Source organism: Yonghaparkia sp. Soil809, from assembly GCF_001429705.1.
Classification (GTDB): domain Bacteria; phylum Actinomycetota; class Actinomycetes; order Actinomycetales; family Microbacteriaceae; genus Microcella.
Map to the genome: position 1 here is coordinate 223,366 of NZ_LMSV01000001.1, position 21,199 is coordinate 244,564.

15 protein-coding genes and 1 pseudogene are annotated in these 21,199 nt (G+C 72.7%); 6 read left to right on the top strand and 10 right to left on the bottom strand.

Features of this window, described 5'->3' with window-relative positions:
• Positions 1-66 precede the first annotated feature (66 nt).
• Positions 67-2,688: a bifunctional FO biosynthesis protein CofGH gene (locus ASG83_RS01130; protein WP_055858987.1), complete on the top strand. Its 2,622-nt coding sequence runs from the start codon at positions 67-69 to the stop codon at positions 2,686-2,688.
• Between the two features lie 48 nt (positions 2,689-2,736).
• On the opposite strand, the gene cofC is transcribed toward ASG83_RS01130, so the two are convergent.
• Together cofC and glgP are read right to left on the bottom strand one after the other, a co-directional pair.
• Complete coding sequence (cofC, locus tag ASG83_RS01135) at positions 2,737-3,408, bottom strand: 2-phospho-L-lactate guanylyltransferase (protein ID WP_055856116.1); 672 nt, start codon at positions 3,406-3,408, stop codon at positions 2,737-2,739.
• Between the two features lie 15 nt (positions 3,409-3,423).
• A complete protein-coding gene (gene glgP, locus ASG83_RS01140; protein ID WP_055856119.1) occupies positions 3,424-5,976 on the bottom strand; it encodes an alpha-glucan family phosphorylase in 2,553 nt (850 codons plus the stop codon).
• Positions 5,977-6,377: 401 nt separating this feature from the next.
• On the opposite strand from glgP, the gene ASG83_RS12975 reads away from it, so the two are divergent.
• The 3 genes and pseudogenes from ASG83_RS12975 to glgB all read left to right on the top strand — a co-directional run.
• Positions 6,378-7,394: maltotransferase domain-containing protein (locus ASG83_RS12975; protein WP_369813367.1), on the top strand; the 1,017-nt coding region annotated here is incomplete at its 3' end.
• Position 7,395: 1 nt separating this feature from the next.
• Positions 7,396-8,336, top strand: a pseudogene (locus ASG83_RS12980) (alpha-1,4-glucan--maltose-1-phosphate maltosyltransferase); the annotation flags it as partial.
• On the top strand, positions 8,336-10,597 hold the full coding sequence (gene glgB / locus ASG83_RS01150; RefSeq protein WP_082598988.1) for a 1,4-alpha-glucan branching protein GlgB: 2,262 nt from the start codon (positions 8,336-8,338) through the stop codon (positions 10,595-10,597). The pseudogene ASG83_RS12980 and the gene glgB, both read left to right, overlap by 1 nt.
• A gap of 9 nt (positions 10,598-10,606) precedes the next feature.
• Here glgB and ASG83_RS01155 read toward each other — a convergent pair whose 3' ends face one another.
• Both ASG83_RS01155 and ASG83_RS01160 read right to left on the bottom strand, forming a co-directional pair.
• Positions 10,607-11,530: a tetratricopeptide repeat protein gene (locus ASG83_RS01155; RefSeq protein ID WP_055856121.1), complete on the bottom strand. Its 924-nt coding sequence runs from the start codon at positions 11,528-11,530 to the stop codon at positions 10,607-10,609.
• Positions 11,530-13,398 carry a hypothetical protein gene (locus tag ASG83_RS01160; protein ID WP_055856124.1) on the bottom strand — a complete coding sequence of 623 codons (1,869 nt, stop codon included), beginning with the start codon at positions 13,396-13,398 and terminating at the stop codon, positions 11,530-11,532. Before ASG83_RS01160 ends, ASG83_RS01155 begins: the two co-directional genes overlap by 1 nt.
• Positions 13,399-13,662: 264 nt before the next feature.
• On the opposite strand from ASG83_RS01160, the gene ASG83_RS01165 reads away from it, so the two are divergent.
• Positions 13,663-16,119, top strand: coding sequence for a DivIVA domain-containing protein (locus tag ASG83_RS01165; RefSeq protein ID WP_055856127.1), 2,457 nt, complete (start codon positions 13,663-13,665; stop codon positions 16,117-16,119).
• Between the two features lie 77 nt (positions 16,120-16,196).
• The gene (locus ASG83_RS01170; protein ID WP_055856131.1) at positions 16,197-17,258 is read left to right on the top strand and encodes an AI-2E family transporter; all 1,062 of its coding nucleotides are present in this window, start codon (positions 16,197-16,199) and stop codon (positions 17,256-17,258) included.
• Between the two features lie 13 nt (positions 17,259-17,271).
• Here the strand turns inward: ASG83_RS01170 and ASG83_RS01175 are convergent, their stop codons facing one another.
• The 6 genes from ASG83_RS01175 to frr form a co-directional block, all read right to left on the bottom strand.
• A complete protein-coding gene (locus tag ASG83_RS01175) occupies positions 17,272-17,991 on the bottom strand; it encodes an alpha/beta hydrolase (protein ID WP_055856134.1) in 720 nt (239 codons plus the stop codon).
• A gap of 19 nt (positions 17,992-18,010) precedes the next feature.
• Positions 18,011-18,310, bottom strand: coding sequence for a hypothetical protein (locus ASG83_RS01180; protein WP_055856136.1), 300 nt, complete (start codon positions 18,308-18,310; stop codon positions 18,011-18,013).
• A 12-nt stretch (positions 18,311-18,322) separates the two neighbouring features.
• Positions 18,323-18,841: a lytic transglycosylase domain-containing protein gene (locus ASG83_RS12350; protein ID WP_235451399.1), complete on the bottom strand. Its 519-nt coding sequence runs from the start codon at positions 18,839-18,841 to the stop codon at positions 18,323-18,325.
• 201 nt (positions 18,842-19,042) lie between these two features.
• Positions 19,043-19,591 (bottom strand): DivIVA domain-containing protein, encoded by a 549-nt coding sequence (locus tag ASG83_RS01190; protein ID WP_200932275.1) that lies wholly within the window; start codon positions 19,589-19,591, stop codon positions 19,043-19,045.
• A gap of 35 nt (positions 19,592-19,626) precedes the next feature.
• Complete coding sequence (locus ASG83_RS01195; RefSeq protein ID WP_082598992.1) at positions 19,627-20,634, bottom strand: phosphatidate cytidylyltransferase; 1,008 nt, start codon at positions 20,632-20,634, stop codon at positions 19,627-19,629.
• A complete protein-coding gene (gene frr / locus ASG83_RS01200) occupies positions 20,635-21,189 on the bottom strand; it encodes a ribosome recycling factor (RefSeq protein ID WP_055856141.1) in 555 nt (184 codons plus the stop codon). It lies immediately after the preceding gene.
• Positions 21,190-21,199 lie beyond the last annotated feature (10 nt).

Here is a 21,199-nt window from a genome sequence, read left to right on the forward strand (position 1 = left end):
CCGCAGCCGATCCGCTCGCGCCCGCGGCCGCCCGTGCCGCGATCGCGGGCCGACCACGGAGACCTCGTGACCGACGCCGCTTTCGTGCCCACCGCATCCGCCCTGTCGCGCGCGCTCAAGCGCGCCGAGACGGGGGTCGCCCTCGACGCGACCGAGGCCGAGACACTGCTGCACTGCCGGCACGACGATCTCGATCGCCTGCTCGCCGTCGCGGGCCGCGTGCGCGACGCGGGGCTCGAGCGCGCGGGCCGCCCCGGCGTCATCACCTACTCGCGCAAGGTGTTCATCCCGCTCACGCACCTGTGCCGCGACCGCTGCCACTACTGCGTGTTCGTGCAGACCCCCAACCAGCTCGCCGCGCAAGGCAAGGCGCCGTTCATGAGTCCCGACGAGGTGCTCGAGGTGGCGCGCCAGGGCGCCGCGCTCGGCTGCAAGGAGGCGCTGTTCACGCTCGGCGACCGGCCGGAGGACCGCTGGCCCGCCGCGCGCGAGTGGCTCGACGCGCACGGCTACGACTCGACGATCGACTACCTGCGGGCGATGGCGATCCGCGTGCTCGAGGAGACCGGGCTGCTGCCCCACCTCAACCCCGGCGTCATGACGTGGGAGGAGATCCAGCGCCTCAAGCCCGTCGCGCCCAGCATGGGCATGATGCTCGAGACGACCTCGCGGCGCCTGTTCGAGACGCGCGGCCTCGCCCACTTCGGCAGCCCCGACAAGGACCCGGAGTTGCGCCTGCGGGTGCTCGAAGACGCGGGCCGCAGCTCCGTGCCGTTCACCTCGGGCCTCCTGCTCGGCATCGGCGAGACCTACGCCGAGCGCGTCGACGGCATCTTCGCCCTGCGGGCCACCTCGCGCCGCTTCGGGGCGATCCAGGAAGTGATCATCCAGAACTTCCGCGCCAAGCCCCGCACGGCGATGCGCGCCACCGACGACCTCGATCTGCAGGAGTACATCGCCGCCGTCGCCGTCTCGCGGCTCGTGCTCGGGCCCGGCGCGCGCCTGCAGGCGCCGCCCAACCTCACCGATGCCGAGGAGCTCGGCCTGCTGATCCGCGCCGGCATCGACGACTGGGGCGGCGTGAGCCCGCTCACCCCGGACCACGTCAACCCCGAGCGCCCCTGGCCGCAGATCGACGAGCTCACGCGACTCACCGCGCTCTCCGGCTTCACGCTGCGCGAGCGCCTCACCGCCCACCCCCACTACGTGCGGGCCGAGGAGCCCTGGCTCGACCCGCGCGTGCTGCCCCACGTGCGCGCGCTCGCCGGGCCCGACGGGCTCGCCGACGAGTCGGTGCGGCCGGTCGGCCTGCCGTGGCAGGAGCCCGACCCCGACTGGGCCGGCTCCGGCCGCGTCGACCTGCACACCGCGATCGACACCGAGGGGCGGCGCACGGCGGCTCGCAGCGACGTCGACGCCGTGTACGGCGACTGGGACGAGCTGCGCGAGGCCGTCGGCGACACGACTAGGGTGCGCACGGCATCCCCCGCCTTATCGGCGGGCGTGCGCGCAGCGCTGCGCCGCGCCGAGACCGACCCGGCCGGCCTCACCGACGCCGAATACCTCACGCTGCTCGAGGCCGACGGCGACGACCTCGACGCGCTCGCCTCGCTCGCCGACGACGTGCGGCGCGACACCGTCGGCGACCCCATCGGCTACGTCGTCAACCGCAACATCAACTTCACCAACGTCTGCTACACCGGCTGCCGCTTCTGCGCCTTCGCGCAGCGGCGCACCGACGCGGATGCCTACACGCTGTCGATGACGCAGGTCGGCGACCGCGTCGACGAGGCCTGGGCCCTCGGCGCGACCGAGATCTGCATGCAGGGCGGGATCCACCCCGACCTCCCCGGCACCGCGTACTTCGACCTCGCGCGCGAGGTCAAGCGCCGGCAGCCCGAGATCCACCTGCACGCCTTCAGCCCCATGGAGATCGTCAACGGCGCCACTCGCACCGGCCTGTCGTTCGCCGAGTTCCTGACCGCGGCGAAGGAGGCCGGGCTCGACACGATCCCCGGCACGGCCGCCGAGATCCTCGACGACGAGGTGCGCTGGGTTCTCACGAAGGGTAAGCTGCCCGCCGCGACGTGGGTCGAGATCGTGTCGACGGCGCACCGGCTCGGCATCCGCTCGTCGAGCACGATGATGTACGGGCACGTCGACAACCCGACCCACTGGGTCGGGCACCTGCGCACGCTCGCGGCGCTGCAGGACGACACCGGCGGCTTCACCGAGTTCGTGCTGCTGCCCTTCGTGCACGCGAGCTCGCCCGTCTACCTCGCCGGCGTCGCGCGCCCCGGCCCGACCGCGCAGGAGAATCGCGCCGTCCACGCCGTCGCGCGCCTCCTGCTGCACGGGCGCATCGACCGCATCCAGACCTCGTGGGTCAAGCTCGGCACCGCCGGCACGCAGCTCATGCTGCAGGGCGGGGCGGACGACGTCGGCGGCACCCTCATGGAGGAGACCATCAGCCGCATGGCGGGCGCCGACAACGGCTCGGAGAAGACCGTCGCCGAGCTCGAGGAGCTCGCCGCGGCGATCGGCCGACCGGCGCGGCAGCGGACCACGACGTACGGAACCCCGAGCGACGATCGCCTCGCGGCCGCGCGGGCCCACCGCGCCGAGGGCTACGCCGCGACCGGCAGGCGCCTCGCGCTCACGATCGCCGAGGTGCGCGCGGGGGCGTAGCGGATCTCCCTCGCCGCGCGGCTGGTCGGGCCGCGGGCGGCCGGCGGGTCAGCCGTCGAGGAGGGCGCGCGTGCGCGGCCCGAGAGCGAGGGATGCCGCGGCGCGCAGCTGCTCGAGCGTGTCGACGTCGCGGCGCAGACCCGACGATGCCGGCAGCGGGAGCGCGACGTACCCCGCCGCGCGGTGCCGCTCAGCCGACTCGGGGCCGAACGCCGGCGCGTGCGGCACCCCGGCCCGCGCGACGATGAGCGCGGTTCCCGAGCCCTCGGCGTCGGGCACGAACGCGCGCTCGTGGCGCGCGGCCGCGGCGAGGGCGTCGTCGAGCTCGACCGGGCGCAGCGCCGGGAGGTCTCCGAGCAGCACGGCCGTCGGCGCGGGGCCCGCACCACCGTCAGCAGCGGTGCGCGCCGTCGACGCGCCCAGCGCCGCGAGTCCCGTCGCGACCGCCGCGAGCAGCCCCTCCCCCGGGTCGGGGACGACCCGCACGCCGTCGAGGGGCTCGGCGAGCGCGCCGACCACGACGAGCTCGCCTACGAGCGACGCGGCGCGCGCCGCCGCGACCGTGTCGAGCGCGAACGCCGCGGCGAGCGCGGAGCGGCGCGGCTGCTCGACGTCCAGCCGGCTCTTGCCGCGATCGCCGCCGCGCACCGGGATCACGAGAGAGACGCGGACGGCGCCGCCGCGGGCATCCCTGCCCGACGGCGGCGCCGACGAGGACACGCGGCCGCCCGGTCGCTAGTGGGCGACGGCGACGAGACCGAGCTCGGCCGGCGAGGCAAGGAGCTCGTGCCGCGGCGTCACGCGCACGGTGTAGCCGAACGGGCCCGACCGCGCGAGGCGCACGGTGCCCGCGAAGGTCGCCGGCTGGCCGAGGTCGTGCGACACCAGCACGAGGCGCTGGCGCTGCACGTCGGCGAGGTCGTCGCCGTTGCGGGCACGGCCGTGCACGACCTCGACGAGCACGTCGTCGGGCGTGAGGCCGGCGAGCTCGACGTACGCGCGAACCTCGAGCTCGTCGCCGAGCTGGGGCGACTCGACGCCCCCGGACTCGACGTGCGCGACGGAGACGCTCGGCCACTCGGCCTGCACGCGCTGCTTCCAGGCCGAGAGGTGCTTGGCCGGGTAGTGGTCCTGCTGCGAGATGATGCGCTGCGCCTCGGCGGCCGGCATGTAGAGGCGCTCGACGTACTCGCGCACCATGCGGTCGGCCGAGAGCTCGGGAGACAGGGTCGACAGCGTGTGGCGGATGCTCTGCACCCAGCGGCGCGGAACGCCCTCCTCGTCGCGGTCGTAGAAGCGCGGCGCGATCTGGTGCTCGATGAGGTCGTACATCGCGTCGGCCTCGAGCTTGTCGCGCTCGGCGCCGTCGCCCGCGGCGTCGGCCGTCGGGATCGCCCAGCCGTTCTCGCCGTCGTAGTACTCGTTCCACCAGCCGTCGAGGATCGACAGGTTGAGGGAGCCGTTGAGCGCGGCCTTCATGCCCGACGTGCCGCACGCCTCGAGCGGGCGCAGCGGGTTGTTGAGCCAGATGTCGGTGCCCGGGTAGAGCAGGCGCGCCATCGCGATGTCGTAGTTCGGCAGGAAGACGATGCGCTCGCGCAGCTCGGGCGCGCTCGCGAACTGCACGAGGCGCTGGATGAGCGCCTTGCCGCCGTCGTCGGCCGGGTGCGACTTGCCGGCGATCACGAGCTGCACGGGCCGCTCGGGGTCGGTGAGCAGCGCGCGCAACCGGTTCTCGTCGTGGAGCATGAGCGTGAGGCGCTTGTACGTCGGCACGCGCCGCGCGAAGCCGATCGTCAGGACGTCCGGGTCGAGGAGGGAGTCCATCCACGCGGGTGCGGCGATACCGGGGTTCTCCTCCTCCCACGCAGCCTTGACGCGGCAGCGGGCGTCTGCCACGAGCTGCTCGCGCATCGCGCGGCGGACCGACCAGAGGTCGCCGTCGGTGATCGCGGGGCCCGCGAAGTCGGCCGCCGAGGTCTCGAAGTGGCCGAGCTTCTCGCGAACGAGCCCGACCATGAGCGGGTCCGTCCACGTCGGGGCGTGGACGCCGTTCGTGACCGAGGTGATCGGGACGTCGTCCTGGTCGAACCCCGGCCAGAGCGCGCCGAACATGCCGCGCGAGACGTCGCCGTGCAGCTGCGAGACGCCGTTGGCGCGCTGCGCGAGGCGCAGGCCCATGACGGCCATGTTGAACACGCCCGAGTCGCCGCCCTCGTAGTCCTCGGCGCCGAGCGCGAGCACGTCGGCGACGTCGACACCGCGCAGCAGGTCGGTCGAGAAGTAGCGCTCGATGAGGCCGAGGTCGAAGCGGTCGATGCCCGCGGGCACGGGCGTGTGGGTCGTGAAGAGGGTGCCGGCCCTGACGACCTGCAGCGCCTCGTCGAAGCTCAGGCCCTGGCCGATCAGGTCGCTGATGCGCTCGAGGCCGAGGAAGCCCGCGTGCCCCTCGTTGGTGTGGAAGACCTCGGGCGCGGCCGTGCCGCTCACCTCGACGTAGCGCTTGATCGCGCGCACGCCGCCCACCCCGAGCAGGAGCTCCTGCAGCAGACGGTGCTCTCCGCCGCCGCCGTAGAGGCGATCGGTGACGCCGCGCAGCTCCTCGCCGTTCTCGTGGATGTCCGTGTCGAGCAGGAGGAGGACGACGCGCCCCACCGTCATCTGCCACACGCGCGCGTGCAGGGCCTGCCCGCCCGGCAGCGCGAGGGTGACGAGCGCGGCCGCGCCGTCGGCGTCGCGGAGCAGCTGCATCGGCAGCCCGTCGGGGTCGAGGACGGGGTAGCTCTCCTTCTGCCAGCCGTCGCGGTCGATCGCCTGGCGGAAGTAGCCGGCCTTGTAGAAGAGGCCGACGCCGATCAGCGGCAGGCCGAGGTCGGACGCGCTCTTGAGGTGGTCGCCGGCGAGGATCCCCAGGCCGCCGGAGTACTGCGGGATCGCCGAGGCGATGCCGAACTCGGGCGAGAAGTACGCGATCCGCGCGGGCGCACTCTGCAGCGACTGATACCAGCGCGGCTCGTCGAGATAGCGGCGCAGGTCGTCGCGCAGCGCCTCGGCCTCGGCGATGAAGCCGGCGTCCTGCGCGAGCTCCTGAAGCCGGTCGGGGTCGATGCCGCCGAGGAGGGCGATGGGATCGTGCCCGAGCTCGTCCCAGCGCTCCGGGTCCATGCGCTCGAAGAGCTGGCGGGTCGGCTCGTGCCACGACCAGCGGAGGTTGGCCGCGAGATCGCCGACGGCGGCGAGCGACGCCGGCAGGACAGTACGAACGGTGAAACGGCGGATCGCCTTCACGACATCACTCCTCGATCGCGGGCAGGGTGGCGGAAGCCCACGAAGGGACAGCCTAAGCGAGGGGATGCCTGCCCGTTAACGAGGAGCAGGACCGGTCCCCGCCATGGGTGGCGGGTCTCGGTCCTGCATCTCATCCGCCGCGTTCGGGTCACTTCGGATGCGGGCAGCGGGTTCGGGGGCTTCGGGTGGCCTCCGACGTCTTCTGCGTCCACTCATGACAGTACGCGCCCGACGGCCTCGCGCAACGGAAGTGACGCCGATTCGCGTACCCCTCCCGGGGTACATTTCTGTCCCCCCTAATGCCGACACGCCTCCCGGGCGGGTGCGGAACCGCCGAGCGTTCTGTGCGAGACCTGCACATCCGCCCTCGCGCGAGCCCGGTCCAGCGGTAGCGTCGAGGGGTGGCAGCGAACGAGAAGTCCCCCTTCAGCCCGAGGATCGGGCGGATCCCCATCCGCCACCTCACCCCGCAGCAGCCCGAGGATCGATGGCCCAGCAAGGCCTTCGCCGGCGAGGTCGTGCCCTTCGGCGCGACGATCTTCCGGGAGGGCCACGACGTGCTCGGCGGAGACCTCGTCCTGGTCTCCCCCGAGGGCGAGACCACCGAGCATCCGCTCGCGATGCGCACCACGGGCACCGATCGATGGGAGACCGAGGCGCTCGTCGATGAGGAGGGCCTCTGGAGCTGGCGCATCCGCGCGTACACCGACGACTGGGCGACCTGGCTGCACAACGCGACCGTCAAGATCGACGCGGGCGTCGACGTCGACGTCATGCTCCTCGCCGGCGCGCAGCTGCTCGACCGGGCGCGCGCGCTCGCGAAGGGCACGCCCGACGCGACCGTGCTCGGCCAGGCCCGCAAGGCCATGGAGAACGCGAAGCAGACCCCCGCCGCGCGCCTCGCCGTCGCGACCGACGCGCGCGTCGTCGCCGCCGTCGCCCGCCACCGCCTCATGAGCCACGAGACGCTGAGCGACGAGCAGGTGCTGCGCGTCGAGCGCTCCCGCGCGGGGCTCGGCAGCTGGTACGAGTTCTTCCCCCGCAGCGAGGGCGCCAAGCGGAAGAAGGACGGCTCGTTCACCTCGGGCACGTTCCGCACCGCCACCCGCCGCCTGCCCGCCGTCGCCCAGATGGGCTTCGACGTGCTGTACCTGCCTCCCATCCACCCGATCGGGCGCGTCAACCGCAAGGGGCCGAACAATACGCTCACCCCCGGGCCCAACGACCCAGGCAGCCCGTGGGCGATCGGTGCCGCCGAGGGCGGGCACGACGCCATCCACCCCGATCTCGGCACCGTCGACGACTTCACCGCCTTCCTCGCCGCCGCGAGGAAGAACGGCCTCGAGGTCGCCCTCGACCTCGCCCTGCAGTGCGCGCCCGACCACCCCTGGGTCGCCGAGCACCCCGAGTGGTTCACGNCGCTCAACTTCGACAACGACCCGGAGGGGCTGCGCGAGGAGATACTGCGCGTCGTCCGCTACTGGATCGGCCTCGGGGTCACCATCTTCCGCGTCGACAACCCGCACACCAAGCCCCTCCAGTTCTGGGAGTGGCTGCTCGGCGTCATCAACGCCGAGCGTCCCGACATCGTGTTCCTCGCCGAGGCCTTCACGCGCCCGCCGATGATGCAGTCGCTCGCCGCCGTCGGGTTCCAGCAGTCGTACACCTACTTCACCTGGCGCAACACGAAGAAGGAGCTCGAGACCTACCTCACCGAGCTCAGCCACGGGACGAGCGCCTTCCTGCGGCCGAACCTCTTCGTCAACACCCCCGACATCCTCACCGAGTACCTGCAGTTCGGCGGCGTGCCCGCGTACCGCATCCGCGCCGCGATCGCCGCGACGGCGAGCCCGACCTGGGGCGTCTACGCCGGCTACGAGCTCATCGAGAACGTCGCGCGGCCCGGCAGCGAGGAGAACATCGACAACGAGAAGTACGAGTACAAGCAGCGCGACTGGGCCGCCGCCGCGAAGAGCGGCTCGACGATCGCGCCGTACCTCACGCAGCTCAACACGATCCGCGCCCAGCACCCCGCGCTGCGCCAGCTGCGCAACCTGCGCGTGCACTGGAGCGACGACGACGCCGTGCTCGTCTACTCCAAGGTGCTCCCCGGCCGCTTCGTGCGCTCGGGACGCACCGACGGCATCATCGTCGTCGCGAACGTCGACCCGCACTCGGTGCGCGAGACGACCGTGCACCTCGACCTCGAGGCGCTCGGCCTCGAACCCGGCTCGACCTTCGAGGTGAAGGACCTCATCACGGGCGCCCGCTACCGCTGGGGCACCGACAACTACGTGCGCCTCGACGCGTTCACCGAGCCCGTCCACATCCTCCGCATCGACTACCCGAAGGGCCTCTGATGGCGATCGAGAAGAAGACGCACCAGCCCTCCGCCGGCACCGCCGGCCCGAGCGGGGATGCCGCGCCCGCCCCGTCGGCGCCGGCCGGCGCCCCGGGGCCCGCACCCCTGCATCCCGACCACCGCCGCGCGCTCGTCGAGGCTCGCCACCCCCGCCCCCACGACGCTCTCGGTCAGCACTTCGGCGACGAGGGCTGGGTCGTGCGCGTCGTGCGGCCTCTCGCGGCGACCGTCATGGTCGTGCGCGCCGACGGCAGCGAGCACGCTCTCGCCCACGACGCCGACGGTCTCTGGCACGGCCTCCTGCCAGGCGGCCCCGCGGAGGGCCAGGCGTACACCGTGCGCACCACCTACGACGGCGGCCCCGACTGGAACGCCGACGACCCGTACCGCTTCGTGCCGAGCGTCGGAGAGGTCGACCTGCACCTGTGGGGCGAGGGCCGCCACGAGCAGCTCTGGCACGTGCTCGGCGCGCACCGGCGCGCCCACGAGGGGGTCGACGGCACCGCATTCGCCGTCTGGGCGCCGCACGCCCAGGCCGTGCGCGTCATCGGCGACTTCAACGGCTGGAACGGCGCCCTGCACGCGATGCGCCGACTCGACGACAACGGCGTGTGGGAGCTCTTCGTGCCGGGCCTCGGCTCCGGCTCGACCTACAAGTTCGAGCTGCTCACCGCCGACGGCGCGTGGGTCACGCGCGCCGACCCCATGGCCCGGTTCACCGAGGTCCCGCCGGCGACGGCCTCCGTCGTGGGCGAGTCGCACTACGAGTGGGGCGACGGCGACTGGCTGGCGCACCGCGCGGCGAACGACCCGCACTCCGGCGCGATGAGCGTCTACGAGATGCACCTCGGCTCGTGGCGGCCCGGGCTCGGCTACCGCGAGCTCGCCGACCCGCTGATCGAGTACGTGACCGAGCTCGGCTTCACGCACATCGAGTTCATGCCGCTCGCGGAGCACCCCTACGGCCCGTCGTGGGGCTACCAGGTGACCGGCTACTTCGCGCCGACGTCGCGATTCGGGCACCCGGACGACCTGAAGTACCTCATCGATCGCCTCCACCAGGCCGGCATCGGCGTGATCATGGACTGGGTCCCCGCGCACTTCCCCAAGGACGAGTGGGCGCTCGGCCGGTTCGACGGCGCAGCGCTCTACGAGCATCCGGACCCCCGTCGCGGTGAGCACCCGGACTGGGGCACCTACATCTTCGACCTCGGCCGCAGCCAGGTCCGCAACTTCCTCGTCGCCAACGCCCTCTACTGGCTGGAGGAGTTCCACATCGACGGCCTCCGCGTCGACGCCGTGGCGAGCATGCTCTACCTCGACTACTCGCGCGAGGAGGGGCAGTGGCTGCCCAACCAGCACGGCGGGCGCGAGAACCTCGAGGCGATCAGCTTCCTGCAGGAGGCGACGGCGACCGCGTACAAGCGCGTGCCCGGCATCGTCATGATCGCCGAGGAGTCGACCTCGTGGCCCGGCGTCACGCGCGCGACGAGCGACGGCGGCCTCGGCTTCGGCATGAAGTGGAACATGGGGTGGATGCACGACACGCTCTCGTACTTCCAGCGCGACCCGATGTGGCGCTCGCACCACCACAACGAGATCACCTTCAGCTTCCTCTACGCGTTCAGCGAGAACTTCATGCTGCCCATCAGCCACGACGAGGTCGTGCACGGCAAGGGCTCGCTGCTCGGCAAGATGCCCGGCGACCAGTGGCAGAAGCTCGCCAACGTGCGCGCCTACCTCGCCTTCATGTGGGCGCACCCCGGCAAGCAGCTGCTGTTCATGGGCCAGGAGTTCGGCCAGCCCAGCGAGTGGAGCGAGGAGCGGGGCCTCGACTGGTGGATCCTCGACCAGCCCGTCCACCGCGGGCTGCACGCGCTCGTCTCGCGCCTCAACGCCGTCTACCGGGAGAATCCGGCGCTCTGGGAGCTCGATAACGAGCCCGAGGGCTTCTCGTGGCTCGAGGGCGGCGACGCGGGCAACAACGTCATCGCGTTCGAGCGGCGCTCCGCCGACGGCAGCCCGCTCGTGGGCGTCTTCAACTTCAGCGGCAACACCGTCGGCTCGTACCGCCTGCCGCTCCCGCGAGCCGGCGCCTGGCGCGAGGTCGTCAACACCGACGCGCACGAGTACGGCGGATCGGGCGTCGGCAACCTCGGCTCGGTCACGGGCGACGACACCCCGTGGGGCGGTCGCCCGGCCTCGGCCGAGCTCACGCTCCCGCCGCTCGCGGGCCTGTGGCTCGCGCCGGAGCGGTAGCCGGGCGGCTCAGTACAGCAGCGCCGTGAGGCGCCGGCGGGCCGCGATCGTGCGCGGGTCGTCGGCGCCGACGATCTCGAAGTAGTCGAGCAGGCGCGTGCGCACGGCCGTGCGGCCCTCGGCGTCGAGCGCCGGGAAGACGTCGAGCAGGCGCGCGAACGCGTCCTCCACGTGGCCGCCGCTGAGGTCGAGGTCGGCGACCGCGAGCTGGGCATCCGCGTCATCGGGGCTCGCCGCGGCTGCCGTCCGGATGTCGGCCGCGACCGCGCCCTCGAGGCGCAGCAGCAGGGTCACCTGGGCGAGGCCCGCGACGGCCTCCTGGTCGCGAGGGCTCTGCGCGATCGCCGTGCGATAGGCGGATGCCGCGGCCGCGTAGTCGCCGCGGGCGATCGCATCGTAGGCCTCCTGATGCAGAGGGGGCAGGGGCTCCTCGACGGGCTCGGCCGGAGCGTCGCCCTGCTCGAGGACGCCCGTGACGCCCTGCTGCTGCGCGAGCTCGAGCACCTGGTCGAGCACCTGGCGCACCTCGGCCTCGGCGGGCATCCCGACGAAGAGCTGGAGCGGGCGTCCGCCGATGACCGCGGCGACCGCGGGCACCTGCTGCACCTGGAATGCCTGGGCGAGCTGCGGCGAGCGGTTGCCGTCGACCGTGACGAGAGCGATGCGCCCGCCGTAGGCGGTGACGATCGGCTCGAGCGCCGGTGCGATGCCGCTCGCGTAGAACTCGACGATGACCGGCACCCGCTGCGAGAGCTCCAGCACCTCGCCGAACGTCGCGTCGTCGGCCTCGCGGACGACGCCCGCGCCGCCCGTCGGGCGAGCGCCCGACGGCGAGGCCGGGCGGCCGGGAGCGGCCGTCGGCGCGGATGCCTGACGGACGAGGCCGGAGAGGTCGACGGCGCCGCGCATCGCGGCCGGGTTGACGGGTTCCATCACTGCACCTCCGAAGCGGCGACGAGCCCCTGCGTGTAGCCGAGCAGCACGACGGGGTCATCGGGGTTCTCGAGCGATGGCACGTAGAAGAGCACCTGCACGCCGTAGGTGGCGGTGATCCCGCGCTCGCTCGACTCGATGTTCGCGAGGGCGGCCACGGTGCCGCTCGCGTTGACGGTGGCGCCCGACTGCGTCGGGGTCACCGTCTCGGTCTCGGTCAGGTATCCCACCACGAGCGCACCCGCGTCGAGGGTGCTCATCGTGATGATGTCGGCGTCGCCGACGCCGTTGGTGAAGTCGATCGCCGCGGTGGAGGGGATCGCCGCCCGGCGCTCCTCCTTCTTCTCGAAGCCGATCTGGGTGCGGAGGCTGTCGCCCTCGGCCTGGAACAGCGCGAAGTTCGGTGCTCCCGCCTCGCCGAGCAGGAGGACCTCGGCGTACGACTGGACGACGGTCGCCGGCTGAACCGGGAGGAAGGGCGTGTCGGCGCCGAGGAACGCGGTGCCGAGCGACGCCGGCGGGACCTCCGGAAGCGTCGCCTGCGGCTCGAGGGTGATGAGGTGGCTCGCGCGGTACTGGTCGCGCGCGGCCGCCTGCGTGAGCACGATCGCCAGCGGCGGCACCGTCTCGTCCTCCGGGTCGGAGACGATCGCGAAGACCTGGCGGGGCCAGACGTCGGTCTGCTGCGGAAGGACGAGATCGACCGAGCCGGTGGGGATCGCCGGGAGCGCCGCGACGTCGGCGCTGTTCGCGCGCGCCGCGTAGTTCGCCTGGCGCAGAGCGAGAGCGGGGCCGACCAGTCGCGACGCGGCGAGGTCGCCGTTCGCGGCCTCGTCCGCCTCCGCGACGGTCGCGGCGAGACGATCGATGATGCGCTCGGCCTGCCGGGCGGTCACGGCGACGGGCGGCAGCTCCTCCTCCGGCTCGGCGGTCGAGGACGCGGTCGCGGCCTCCGTCGGCTGCGAGATGCTCAGGCCGTCACCGATGCCGCACGCGCTCAGCAGGAGGGCGGTCGCCAGTGCGCCGGGGAGGAGAGCGATGCGGCGGACGGCGCGGCGGCCCTTCGGCCGGCCGATGAGAGTGCTCGACTTGACCGGGCGGTAGCGCGAGGGCTTCGGCACGCGCGGCATCTTCGGGCCCTTGGGCGACTTCCGACGCGGCCCCCGCTGCCTGCGCATGTGCACGAGCGCCCAGATGAGGGCGAGCAGGCCCAGGAGGAGGGCCGCGAAGCCTGCGATCGTCAGCGGCGTCGCGAGCGGGGAGTCGACCTCGAGGGGCCACGTGATGGAGAACTCCTGGGGAGCGGGGAGGGTGCCGTCGGAGACCATGAGCAGCGACACGTCGCGCGGTACGTTCACCGTGAGGCCGAGCTCGCCCGAGCCCTCGAACTCGCCGTACCAGAGGTCGCTGCCGATCGGCGCGGGCACGGCCGTCTCGGAGCCCACGACCTCCTCCGTCACGAGCTCCTGCTCCTCCGCGTCCCACGTGACGAGGGTGTAGGAGGACTCCCCCACCCAGCCCAGGACGTCGGTCGTCGTGCCGTAGACGGCGGCGATGGCGTCGGACTCCGTCGCGGCGGCGGTCTCCGTGATCGGCGACGGACTCGGGTCGGCGGACGGCGAGCCGCTCGGGCCCGCGCTCGGGGCGGGAGCGGGACCCGCCTCGACGCCGCCGAGGATCGCGAGGGTCTGCCGGCCGTCGAAGGCGTTCAGCGCCGAGCCGTCGATGACCGTCACCGGCGCGGTCGAGTCGAGCGCGACCGACTCGGTCACGCGGTCGGCCTCCGCGAAGACGGTGCGCTCGGCGATCCCGAGGCCGATGCCGACGAAGGCGACGACGAAGAGCACGATCGCGATGATGAATCGCACGGGTTCACTCCTCTCATGCTGGCCCGGCGCGCTGGCCTGCGCGCGTCCCGACCGTCCGCTGCGGGCGGCGGTCGCGCACCCTCAAGCAGCGGATCTCGGACGGAGGCTCGACGCTCGAGCTCTCCGGCCAGCAGAACAAAGACGTTCCAGCTTACCGGAATCGCTCCGCGGCGCCCATTCGCGCTCAGCCTGCGCGCAGGAGGCGCGGTCGCGCGCGCCGATTACACTCGAACCCGTTCGCCTCATCGGACAGGGAGACCACACGTGGCAGCGATCGATAGCGACTTCGGGACCGAGATGCGCGGCTACAAGCGCGACGAGGTCGACAAGGCGATCCAGGAGCTCCGTCGCGACGTCATCAAGGCGAACTCGGACCGCGCGGAGACCGCCAAGGAGCTCAAGCGCCTGCAGGCGGTCGTCGACGATCTCCAGGCCGAGCTCGACGAGGTGGGTCGCCCCACCTACGCGGGCCTGGGCACCAAGCTCGAGCAGACGCTGCGCCTGGCCGAGGAGCAGTCGACGCGACTCATCAGCCAGGCGGACATCGACGCCGAGCGCGTGCGCACCGCCGCGCAGTCCGACGTCGAGCGCCTGCAGGCGGAGGCCGCCGAACGCGTCGAGAGGATGGTCGCCGAGGCGGCCCAGCGCACAGCCGCGATGAGCGAGAACGCCGCCCGGGAGGCGGAGGAGCTTCTCGAGCGGGCCCGCGACGACGCCGACCAGCTCGTCCAGGAGGCCACGCGGGAGGCCGCCGCCATTCGCGGCGCCGTCGCCACCGAGGCCGCTGAGGTCCGCTCGATGGCCCGGCGGGAGGCCGGGGCTCTGCGAGCCGAGGCCGAGCGCGACGTCGCCGAGCTGCGCGTCGTCGCCGACCGCGAGGTCACCGACGCCCGCGCCGCGGCAGGGGCCCTCGCCCGCGAGACCGCGGAGGAGCGCGCCCGCTTCGAGAGCGAGAGCAGCACGCGCCGCGCCCAGCTGGAGGCCGACATCGAGGCGGGCCGGAGCGAGCTCGAGCACGAGCTCACGACCGCGCGCGCTGCCGCGACGAGCGAGCTGGAGCGCGAGCGCGCGGACTGGGACGCCGAGGAGGCGCGACGCCGCGCGGAGGTGGACGCGCTCGAGGACCGCACGCGACAGGAGGTCGACGAGCTCCAGGAGCGAACGCGCGCCGCCCTCGAGACGGAGACGACGACGGCGCGCGCCGAGCTCCGACGCGAGATCGACGCCGCCCGCGGCGAGGCCGAGCGCTACGTCGAGCAGGTTCGGAGCGAGGCCGACCGCTACGCCGAGACCGTGCGCGGCGACGCCGACGGCTACGCCGAGCAGCTCCGGGCCGAGACCGACGTCTACGCCGAGCAGACCCGTACGGCTGCGGACGCCTACTCGTTCGACACCCGCAGCGCCGCCGACGCGCACGGCACCAGCGTCCGCGCCGAGGCCGAGGCCCGCGCCGGAGAGCTGCGCACGGCGGCGGAGTCTGACGCCGCGACCGCACGCGAGGGCGCCGAGTCGTACGTGCTCGAGGTGCGGCAGGCCGCCGACGCCTACGCCGCCGAGACGCGCGCGCAGGCGAACGCCGCGGCCGCCGAGTCGCGGCAGGCCGCCGACGCCTACGCCGCCGAGCTGCGCGCCGAGGCCGTCGCGACCGCCGCCGAGACTCAGCGGGCCGCTGAGTCCGCGGCGCTCGAGCTGCGGACGAGCGCCGACGCGTACGCGTTCGACACGCGCGCCGAGGTGGACGCGTACGCCGCGGACGCGCGCGCCGCGGCCGAGGCCCATGCCGCGGGGCTGCGCGCGACCGCTGATGCGGCGATCGCCGAGCAGCAGGCCGCGCTGGAGGCGCGCCTCAGCGCGGCCTCCGCCTCCCTCGAGCGCGAGACCGCGACCGCGCGCGCCGAGCTCGAGCGCGAGACGACCGCGGCCCGCGCCGACCTCGAGCGCGAGCTCACCGCGGCGCGCACCGACCTCGCCCTCGAGCTGGCCGCCGCGCGCGCCGAGCTCGAGCGCGAGACCAGCAGCGCCCGCGACGCCCTGACCGCCGAGATCGCCGAGCAGCGGTCGACCGTCGAGCGCGAGCGGACGGCCGCGCTGGAGGCCCTCGAGCACGACCTCGCCAGCCGCAGCGCGGCTCTCGAGGCCGACGAGACGGCACGGCGCGCGGCGCTCGCCCGGGCGTCATCCGACCAGCAGCGCGCCCTCGCCGACGAGGCCGCGCAGGTCCGGGCGGCGCTCGCCCGCGAGACCGAGGAGCAGCGCGCCGAGCTCGCCCGCGCCGCCGAGCAGGCCCGCATCGACCTCGACGTCGAGCTCGCCGCCCGCCGGGACGAGGCCGAGCGCGAGTACCTCGCCCGCCAGCAGGACGCGAGCGCTCAGACGCAGAAGTACCTCGACGAGGCGACCGCGCAGCTCACGGCGGCGCAGCAGGCGGCCGCCGAGGCGCGCGCCGAGACCGAGGAGCTCACGCGCACCGCTCGCGCCGAGGCGGAGGCCCTGCGCAGCTCCGCCGATGCGACGGCGCGCGAGGTGCTCGAGAACGCCGAGCACCGAGCGGCCGCGCTCGTCGCCGACGCCGAGCAGCGCACCGCAGCCCTCGTCTCCGAGGCCGAGGAGCGTCTCGCCCGACTCCGCGTCGAGCGCGACGCCGTGGCTGGCTACCTCGAGGGCCTGCGCGGGGTACTGTCGCAGGCAGAGAAGATCTCGGGCTCGATCAGCGACGAGTGACGGGCCCGCCGGTCTGACCCGCGCGCGATCCCCGGGAAGCCGCGCGGACATCCCGCCGACGACGAGAGGTGCCCGCCATGAGGATCCAGAACGCGTTCCGGTTCGGGCTCTTCGGCGGCCTCGGCGTCCTCGTCGCCCTCCTCATCGGCGGTGCGGTCAGCGCGCTCGCGACGATCATCACCTACATCGGGGCCGCGCTGTTCATCGCTCTCGGTCTCGACCCGATCGTGTCGTGGCTCGAGGATCGCAAGTGGCCGCGCTGGTCGGCGATCCTCACCGTTCTCATCGGCGTGCTCGGCATCTTCACCGGTCTGATCTTCGCGATCGTACCCGTCATCGTCGAGCAGGTCAGCCGCCTCGTGCAGCAGATCGGCGACTTCCTCGGGTCGGTGCAGTCCCTCGAGGAGCTCGTCGCGACGGTGCAGACCTTCGTGCCGGTCGAGGTCCTCGACGTGCAGGCCGCGATCGACGGCGCGATCACGTTCCTGCAGGATCCGGCGAACCTCGCGGAGATCGGCGGCGGCGTCCTCGGCGTCGGGATCGCCATCGCCTCCGGGACCTTCGGCGCCCTGATCATCCTCATCCTGACGCTCTACTTCGTCGCCTCGCTCGCGAGCATGAAGAGCGCCCTCTACCGCCTCGTGCCCGCGTCGCGCCGGACGACCTTCGTCGGCATCGCCGAGCAGGTCGCCTCGGCCGTCGGCCGCTTCGTGGTCGGCCAGGCGAGCCTCGCGCTCGTCAACGGCGTGCTGAGCTTCCTGTTCCTGACGTTCATCGGCGCCGAGTACCCCGCCCTCTTCGCGTTCGTGGCGTTCCTGTTCTCGCTCGTGCCGCTGGTGGGGACGCTGTCGGGCTCGGTGCTCATCGTCTTCACGCAGTTCATCACGAACCCGGAGTCGACGTCGACCGTCATCACGGCGGGCATCTACTACCTGGTCTACATGCAGGTCGAGGCGTACGTTCTCAGCCCGAACATCATGAACCGTGCCGTGAAGGTGCCGGGCGCGGTGGTCGTGATCGCCGCCCTCATCGGCGGAACGCTCCTCGGAGTCCTCGGGGCGCTCATCGCCATCCCGGTGGCGGCGTCAGTGCTCATCATCATCGACCAGGTGGTCGTCCCGCGGCAGGAGCGCCTCTAGGGGATGCCCGCGCCTACGCCTGCGGCCAGCTGGTCGGCAGCGGCAGAGCGGCGGGGTTGAGCCGCTCGACGACCTCGGTGAGCACGCGATAGGTCTGGTTCTCGCCGACCCACAGGTGCTTCCCGCCCTCGACGGCGACGAGCTCGCGCTCGGGCACGACGGCGAAGCGCTCCTCCGCCTCCGCCGGGCGCAGGTAGTCGTCGAGCTCCGGGACGACGACGACGAGGCGCTTGCCGCTGCCCGCCCACGCCTCCAGCTCGTCCTCGCTCGTGCGGTGCAGGGGCGGGGAGAGCAGGATCGCGCCGATGACGTCGTGCTCGAGCCCGTGCTTGAGCGCGACCTCGGTGCCGAAGGACCACCCGAGCAGCCAGCGCTGCGGCAGTCCGCGGTCCTCCGCGAAGGCGACCGCAGCGTCGAGGTCGAAGCGCTCGGCGTCGCCGTGGCCGAACTCGCCCTCGGACCGGCCGCGAGGGCTCGAGACGCCGCGGAAGTTGAAGCGCAGCACGGCCAGGTCGGCCAGCGCGGGCAGGCGCGCCGCGGCCTTGCGGATGATGTGCGAATCCATGAATCCGCCCGCAGTCGGCAGGGGGTGCAGGCAGATCAGCGTCGCGACCGGGTCGCGGTCGGCCGGCAGGCTGAGCTCGCCGACGAGGGTGAGCCCGTCGGGGGTGCGCAGCTCGATGTTCTCGCGACGGGCGGGCAGGAGGGAGCCTCCGCGGATGATGTCGGTCACGCGTCGATCCTCTCGCACCTCAGGGCGCGATGCGCCAGCAGTGCTCGTGCCAGTGCCGTCGATCGGCCAGATCCGCCTGCTCGCCCATGAGGCCGTCCGCGCGCCAGGCCACCAGGTGCGCCGTGCCGACCACGACCTCGCCGCGGCAGCCCGGGCACACGTAGGGCTTGGTGGCCCCCGCGGCGGTCACCGGCTGCACGTTCCACTCGCCCGACCGCTTCGACTCGACGCGCTTCAGGCCGCGTCGGACGCGATCGAGGTCGAGCGCGTCATCGTCGTCGACGGCACGCCGATGACGCGGCCTGTTGGAGCGGGGCACAGCAGCGGCCTGCTAGTACCAGCCGACCGACTGGCTGTGCGCCCAGGCACCGCACGGCGTGCCGTAGCGGGCCTGGATGTATCCGAGACCCCACGTGATCTGCGTCGCCGCGTTGGTCTGCCAGTCGGCGCCGGCCGTGGCCATCTTCGATCCGGGGAGCGCCTGCGGGATCCCGTAGGCGCCCGAGCTCGAGTTCATGGCGTAGACGTTCCAGCCCGACTCCTTGTTCCAGAGGGCGACGAGGCAGTCGAACTCTCCGGACCCCCAGCCGCGCGCGGCGACCATGTCGGCGGCGATCGCCTTGGCCGAGCCGGGATCAGGGATGCCGGCGGCGGGAGCGCTGAAGGATGCGGGGGCCGGCTCCGGCTCGGGGGCCGGCTCGACGATCTCGTAGCTCGCGAGCGATGCGCCGATCGAGTGCTCGGCCGTGGCCGTGAACTCCTGGCCGACGATCGGCGAGGCGGGAGCCATCGCCTCGATGGCGGCGGCCGGCGTCGAGGTGTCGGAGATCGACACGAGCGCGAGCGACACGACGGCGATCGAGCTGAAGATCGGGAGCGACCACCGAGAGCGTACGTGCCGCTCGAGAGCACGGGGTCGCTGGGGAGCGGCGCCTCCGGGCCGGGTCGACGCGCGCTGCGAGAGCCGCGGAGCCGAACCGGTGGGGCGCGATGATTGCGCTTTGTGCTTACCCACGATCGAAGCAGTCTACCCGACGGTCGACCCCGGTGCTCAGCGAACGGCCAGCATGACCCGGATGACGGCGTCGAGGACGACGTCGACCTGCGTCTCGTCGTACCCCCCGAAGCGGCTCCGGAAGGCGATCGTGCGCACCGCGTCGATCGCGAGCGGATCGCCGTTCTGGAAGTATCCCGCGACGCGATCGGTGAAGGCGTCGACGTCGGCCGGGTGGTAGCCGCGGGCGAGGGCGCTCGCTCGGCGGAAGCGGCGGCCGTGCGGCCGGGCGAGCCGATCGACGAGCTCCTGGGCCGTCTGCCGGACCTCCGCGTAGAACGCTCCCTCCCCGCGCTCGGCGATCGCACGATCGCGCTCGCGCGCCGCGAAGGCCTCCTCGAGGCGCTCGAGCGCGGCATCCACGTGGCGCACGGAGTAGCCGCCTCGACGCACGACGCGGAAGGCGGTGTGCCGGATGACGTCGCTCGAGAGGCCGCCCCCGTCGATCGCGCTGTACGCGCGCCGGGCATCCGCCAGGAAGGTCTCGACCTCGTCGATGTCGTACCCGGGCTTGCCCTTGCGGGCGAGCGGGAAGGTCGAGGTCACCCGACCATTCTGCCCGAGGGGGGAGGACGCGGCGGTCATCCGAGCAGGGTGAAGAGCACGTAGGCCACGATCGTCGACGGCAGGATCGAGTCCAGGCGGTCCAGGAAGCCGCCGTGGCCGGGCAACCAGGTCGAGATGTCCTTGATGCCGAGGTCGCGCTTGATGAGAGACTCGGTCAGATCGCCGAGCGTCGCCGTGCCCACGAGCGCGAGGCCGAGGATCAGGCCGACCCACCACTCCTCGCCGAGCATGAGCCACGCGAGGAGGATGCCCGCCGTGATCGCGGCGACGACAGACCCGGCGAAGCCCTCCCACGTCTTCTTCGGGCTGATGCGGGGCGCCATCGGGTGCTTGCCGAACGCGAGCCCCGAGGCGTACGCGCCGGTGTCGATCGAGATGACGGTGATGAGGTACGCCAGAGTCCACCACTGGCCGCCCTCCTCCGCCGTCATGACGATCGCGAAGCCGCCGAGCAGCGCCACGTACGCGAGCACGAAGACGCCCGCGGCGAGGTCGGTGGGCAGCGAGACGCCCGGTCCGCGCATCGAGGGCCGCACCGACTCGACGATGCGCCACAGGCTCACGAACGCGATGCCCGCGAGGAACGACCACCAGAGGCCCTCGGCGCCGAGGTAGAAGGCCGCGGGCACGACCGCGAGCGACGCGATGACGAGGGGGATGCGCGGGATGTCGCGCCCCGCGAACCGCAGAGCGCTCGCGAGCTCGTACACGGTGAAGACCATGAGGACCGCGCCGAAGAGCATGAAGAGCTCTTTGACCACGATGAGGCTGAACAGCAGCGTCAGACCGAGGACGAGGCCGAAGAAGATCGCCTTCGGGAGGTTGCGGCCGGCGCGCGCCTCGATGCGGGCATCCATCTCTCGCGCGCGGGCCTCGAGATCGAGGAGGGCGCTCTCGACATCGTGGATGCGCGCCTCGACGTCGGCGCGCGCGGCAGCGCCGCGACGGCGGCGCGCGGCGGACGCGGGGCGGGGGTCGGGGGGGCTCGCGGCGTCGGGAGCGCCCGGGGTCGAGTCGGTCATCTAGACCTCGAGCAGCTCGGCTTCCTTCTTCTTGAGCGCCTCGTCGACCGCATCGGTGTGCTTCTTGGTGAGGGCCTCGAGCTCCTTCTCGGAGCGGGCCACCTCGTCGTCACCGACCTCGCTCTTGAGCTTGTCGAGGTCCTCCTTCGCCTTGCGGCGGATGTTGCGGATGGCGACCTTGGCGTCCTCCGCCTTGCCCTTGACGATCTTCACGTACTCCTTGCGGCGGTCCTCCGTGAGCTCGGGCATCGTCACGCGGACGATCGTGCCGTCGTTGCTCGGGTTCGCGCCGAGGTTCGGGAAGCTCACGATCGCCTTCTCGATCTCCTTCAGCGCGCTCTTGTCGTAGGGAGTGATGACGAGGGTGCGGGCGTCCTGGTTCTGCAGGCTCGCGAGCTGGCCGAGAGGCGTCGGCGTGCCGTAGTAGTCGACGAGGATCTTCTGGAAGAGCTGCGGGTTCGCGCGGCCCGTGCGGACCGTCGCGTAGTCCTCTTTCGCGACCTCGACGGCCTTGGTCATCTTCTCGGTGGCTTCGGCGAGCACATCGGCAATCACGGGCAACTCC

What these genes read in the sequence shown, in the direction of transcription:
- glgB (WP_082598988.1), top strand. Translation starts at nt 8,336, where the DNA reads ATGGCGATCGAGAAGAAGACGCACCAGCCCTCCGCCGGCACCGCCGGC.
- ASG83_RS01155 (WP_055856121.1), bottom strand. Translation starts at nt 11,530, where the DNA reads ATGGAACCCGTCAACCCGGCCGCGATGCGCGGCGCCGTCGACCTCTCC.
- ASG83_RS01170 (WP_055856131.1), top strand. Translation starts at nt 16,197, where the DNA reads ATGAGGATCCAGAACGCGTTCCGGTTCGGGCTCTTCGGCGGCCTCGGC.
- ASG83_RS01195 (WP_082598992.1), bottom strand. Translation starts at nt 20,634, where the DNA reads ATGACCGACTCGACCCCGGGCGCTCCCGACGCCGCGAGCCCCCCCGAC.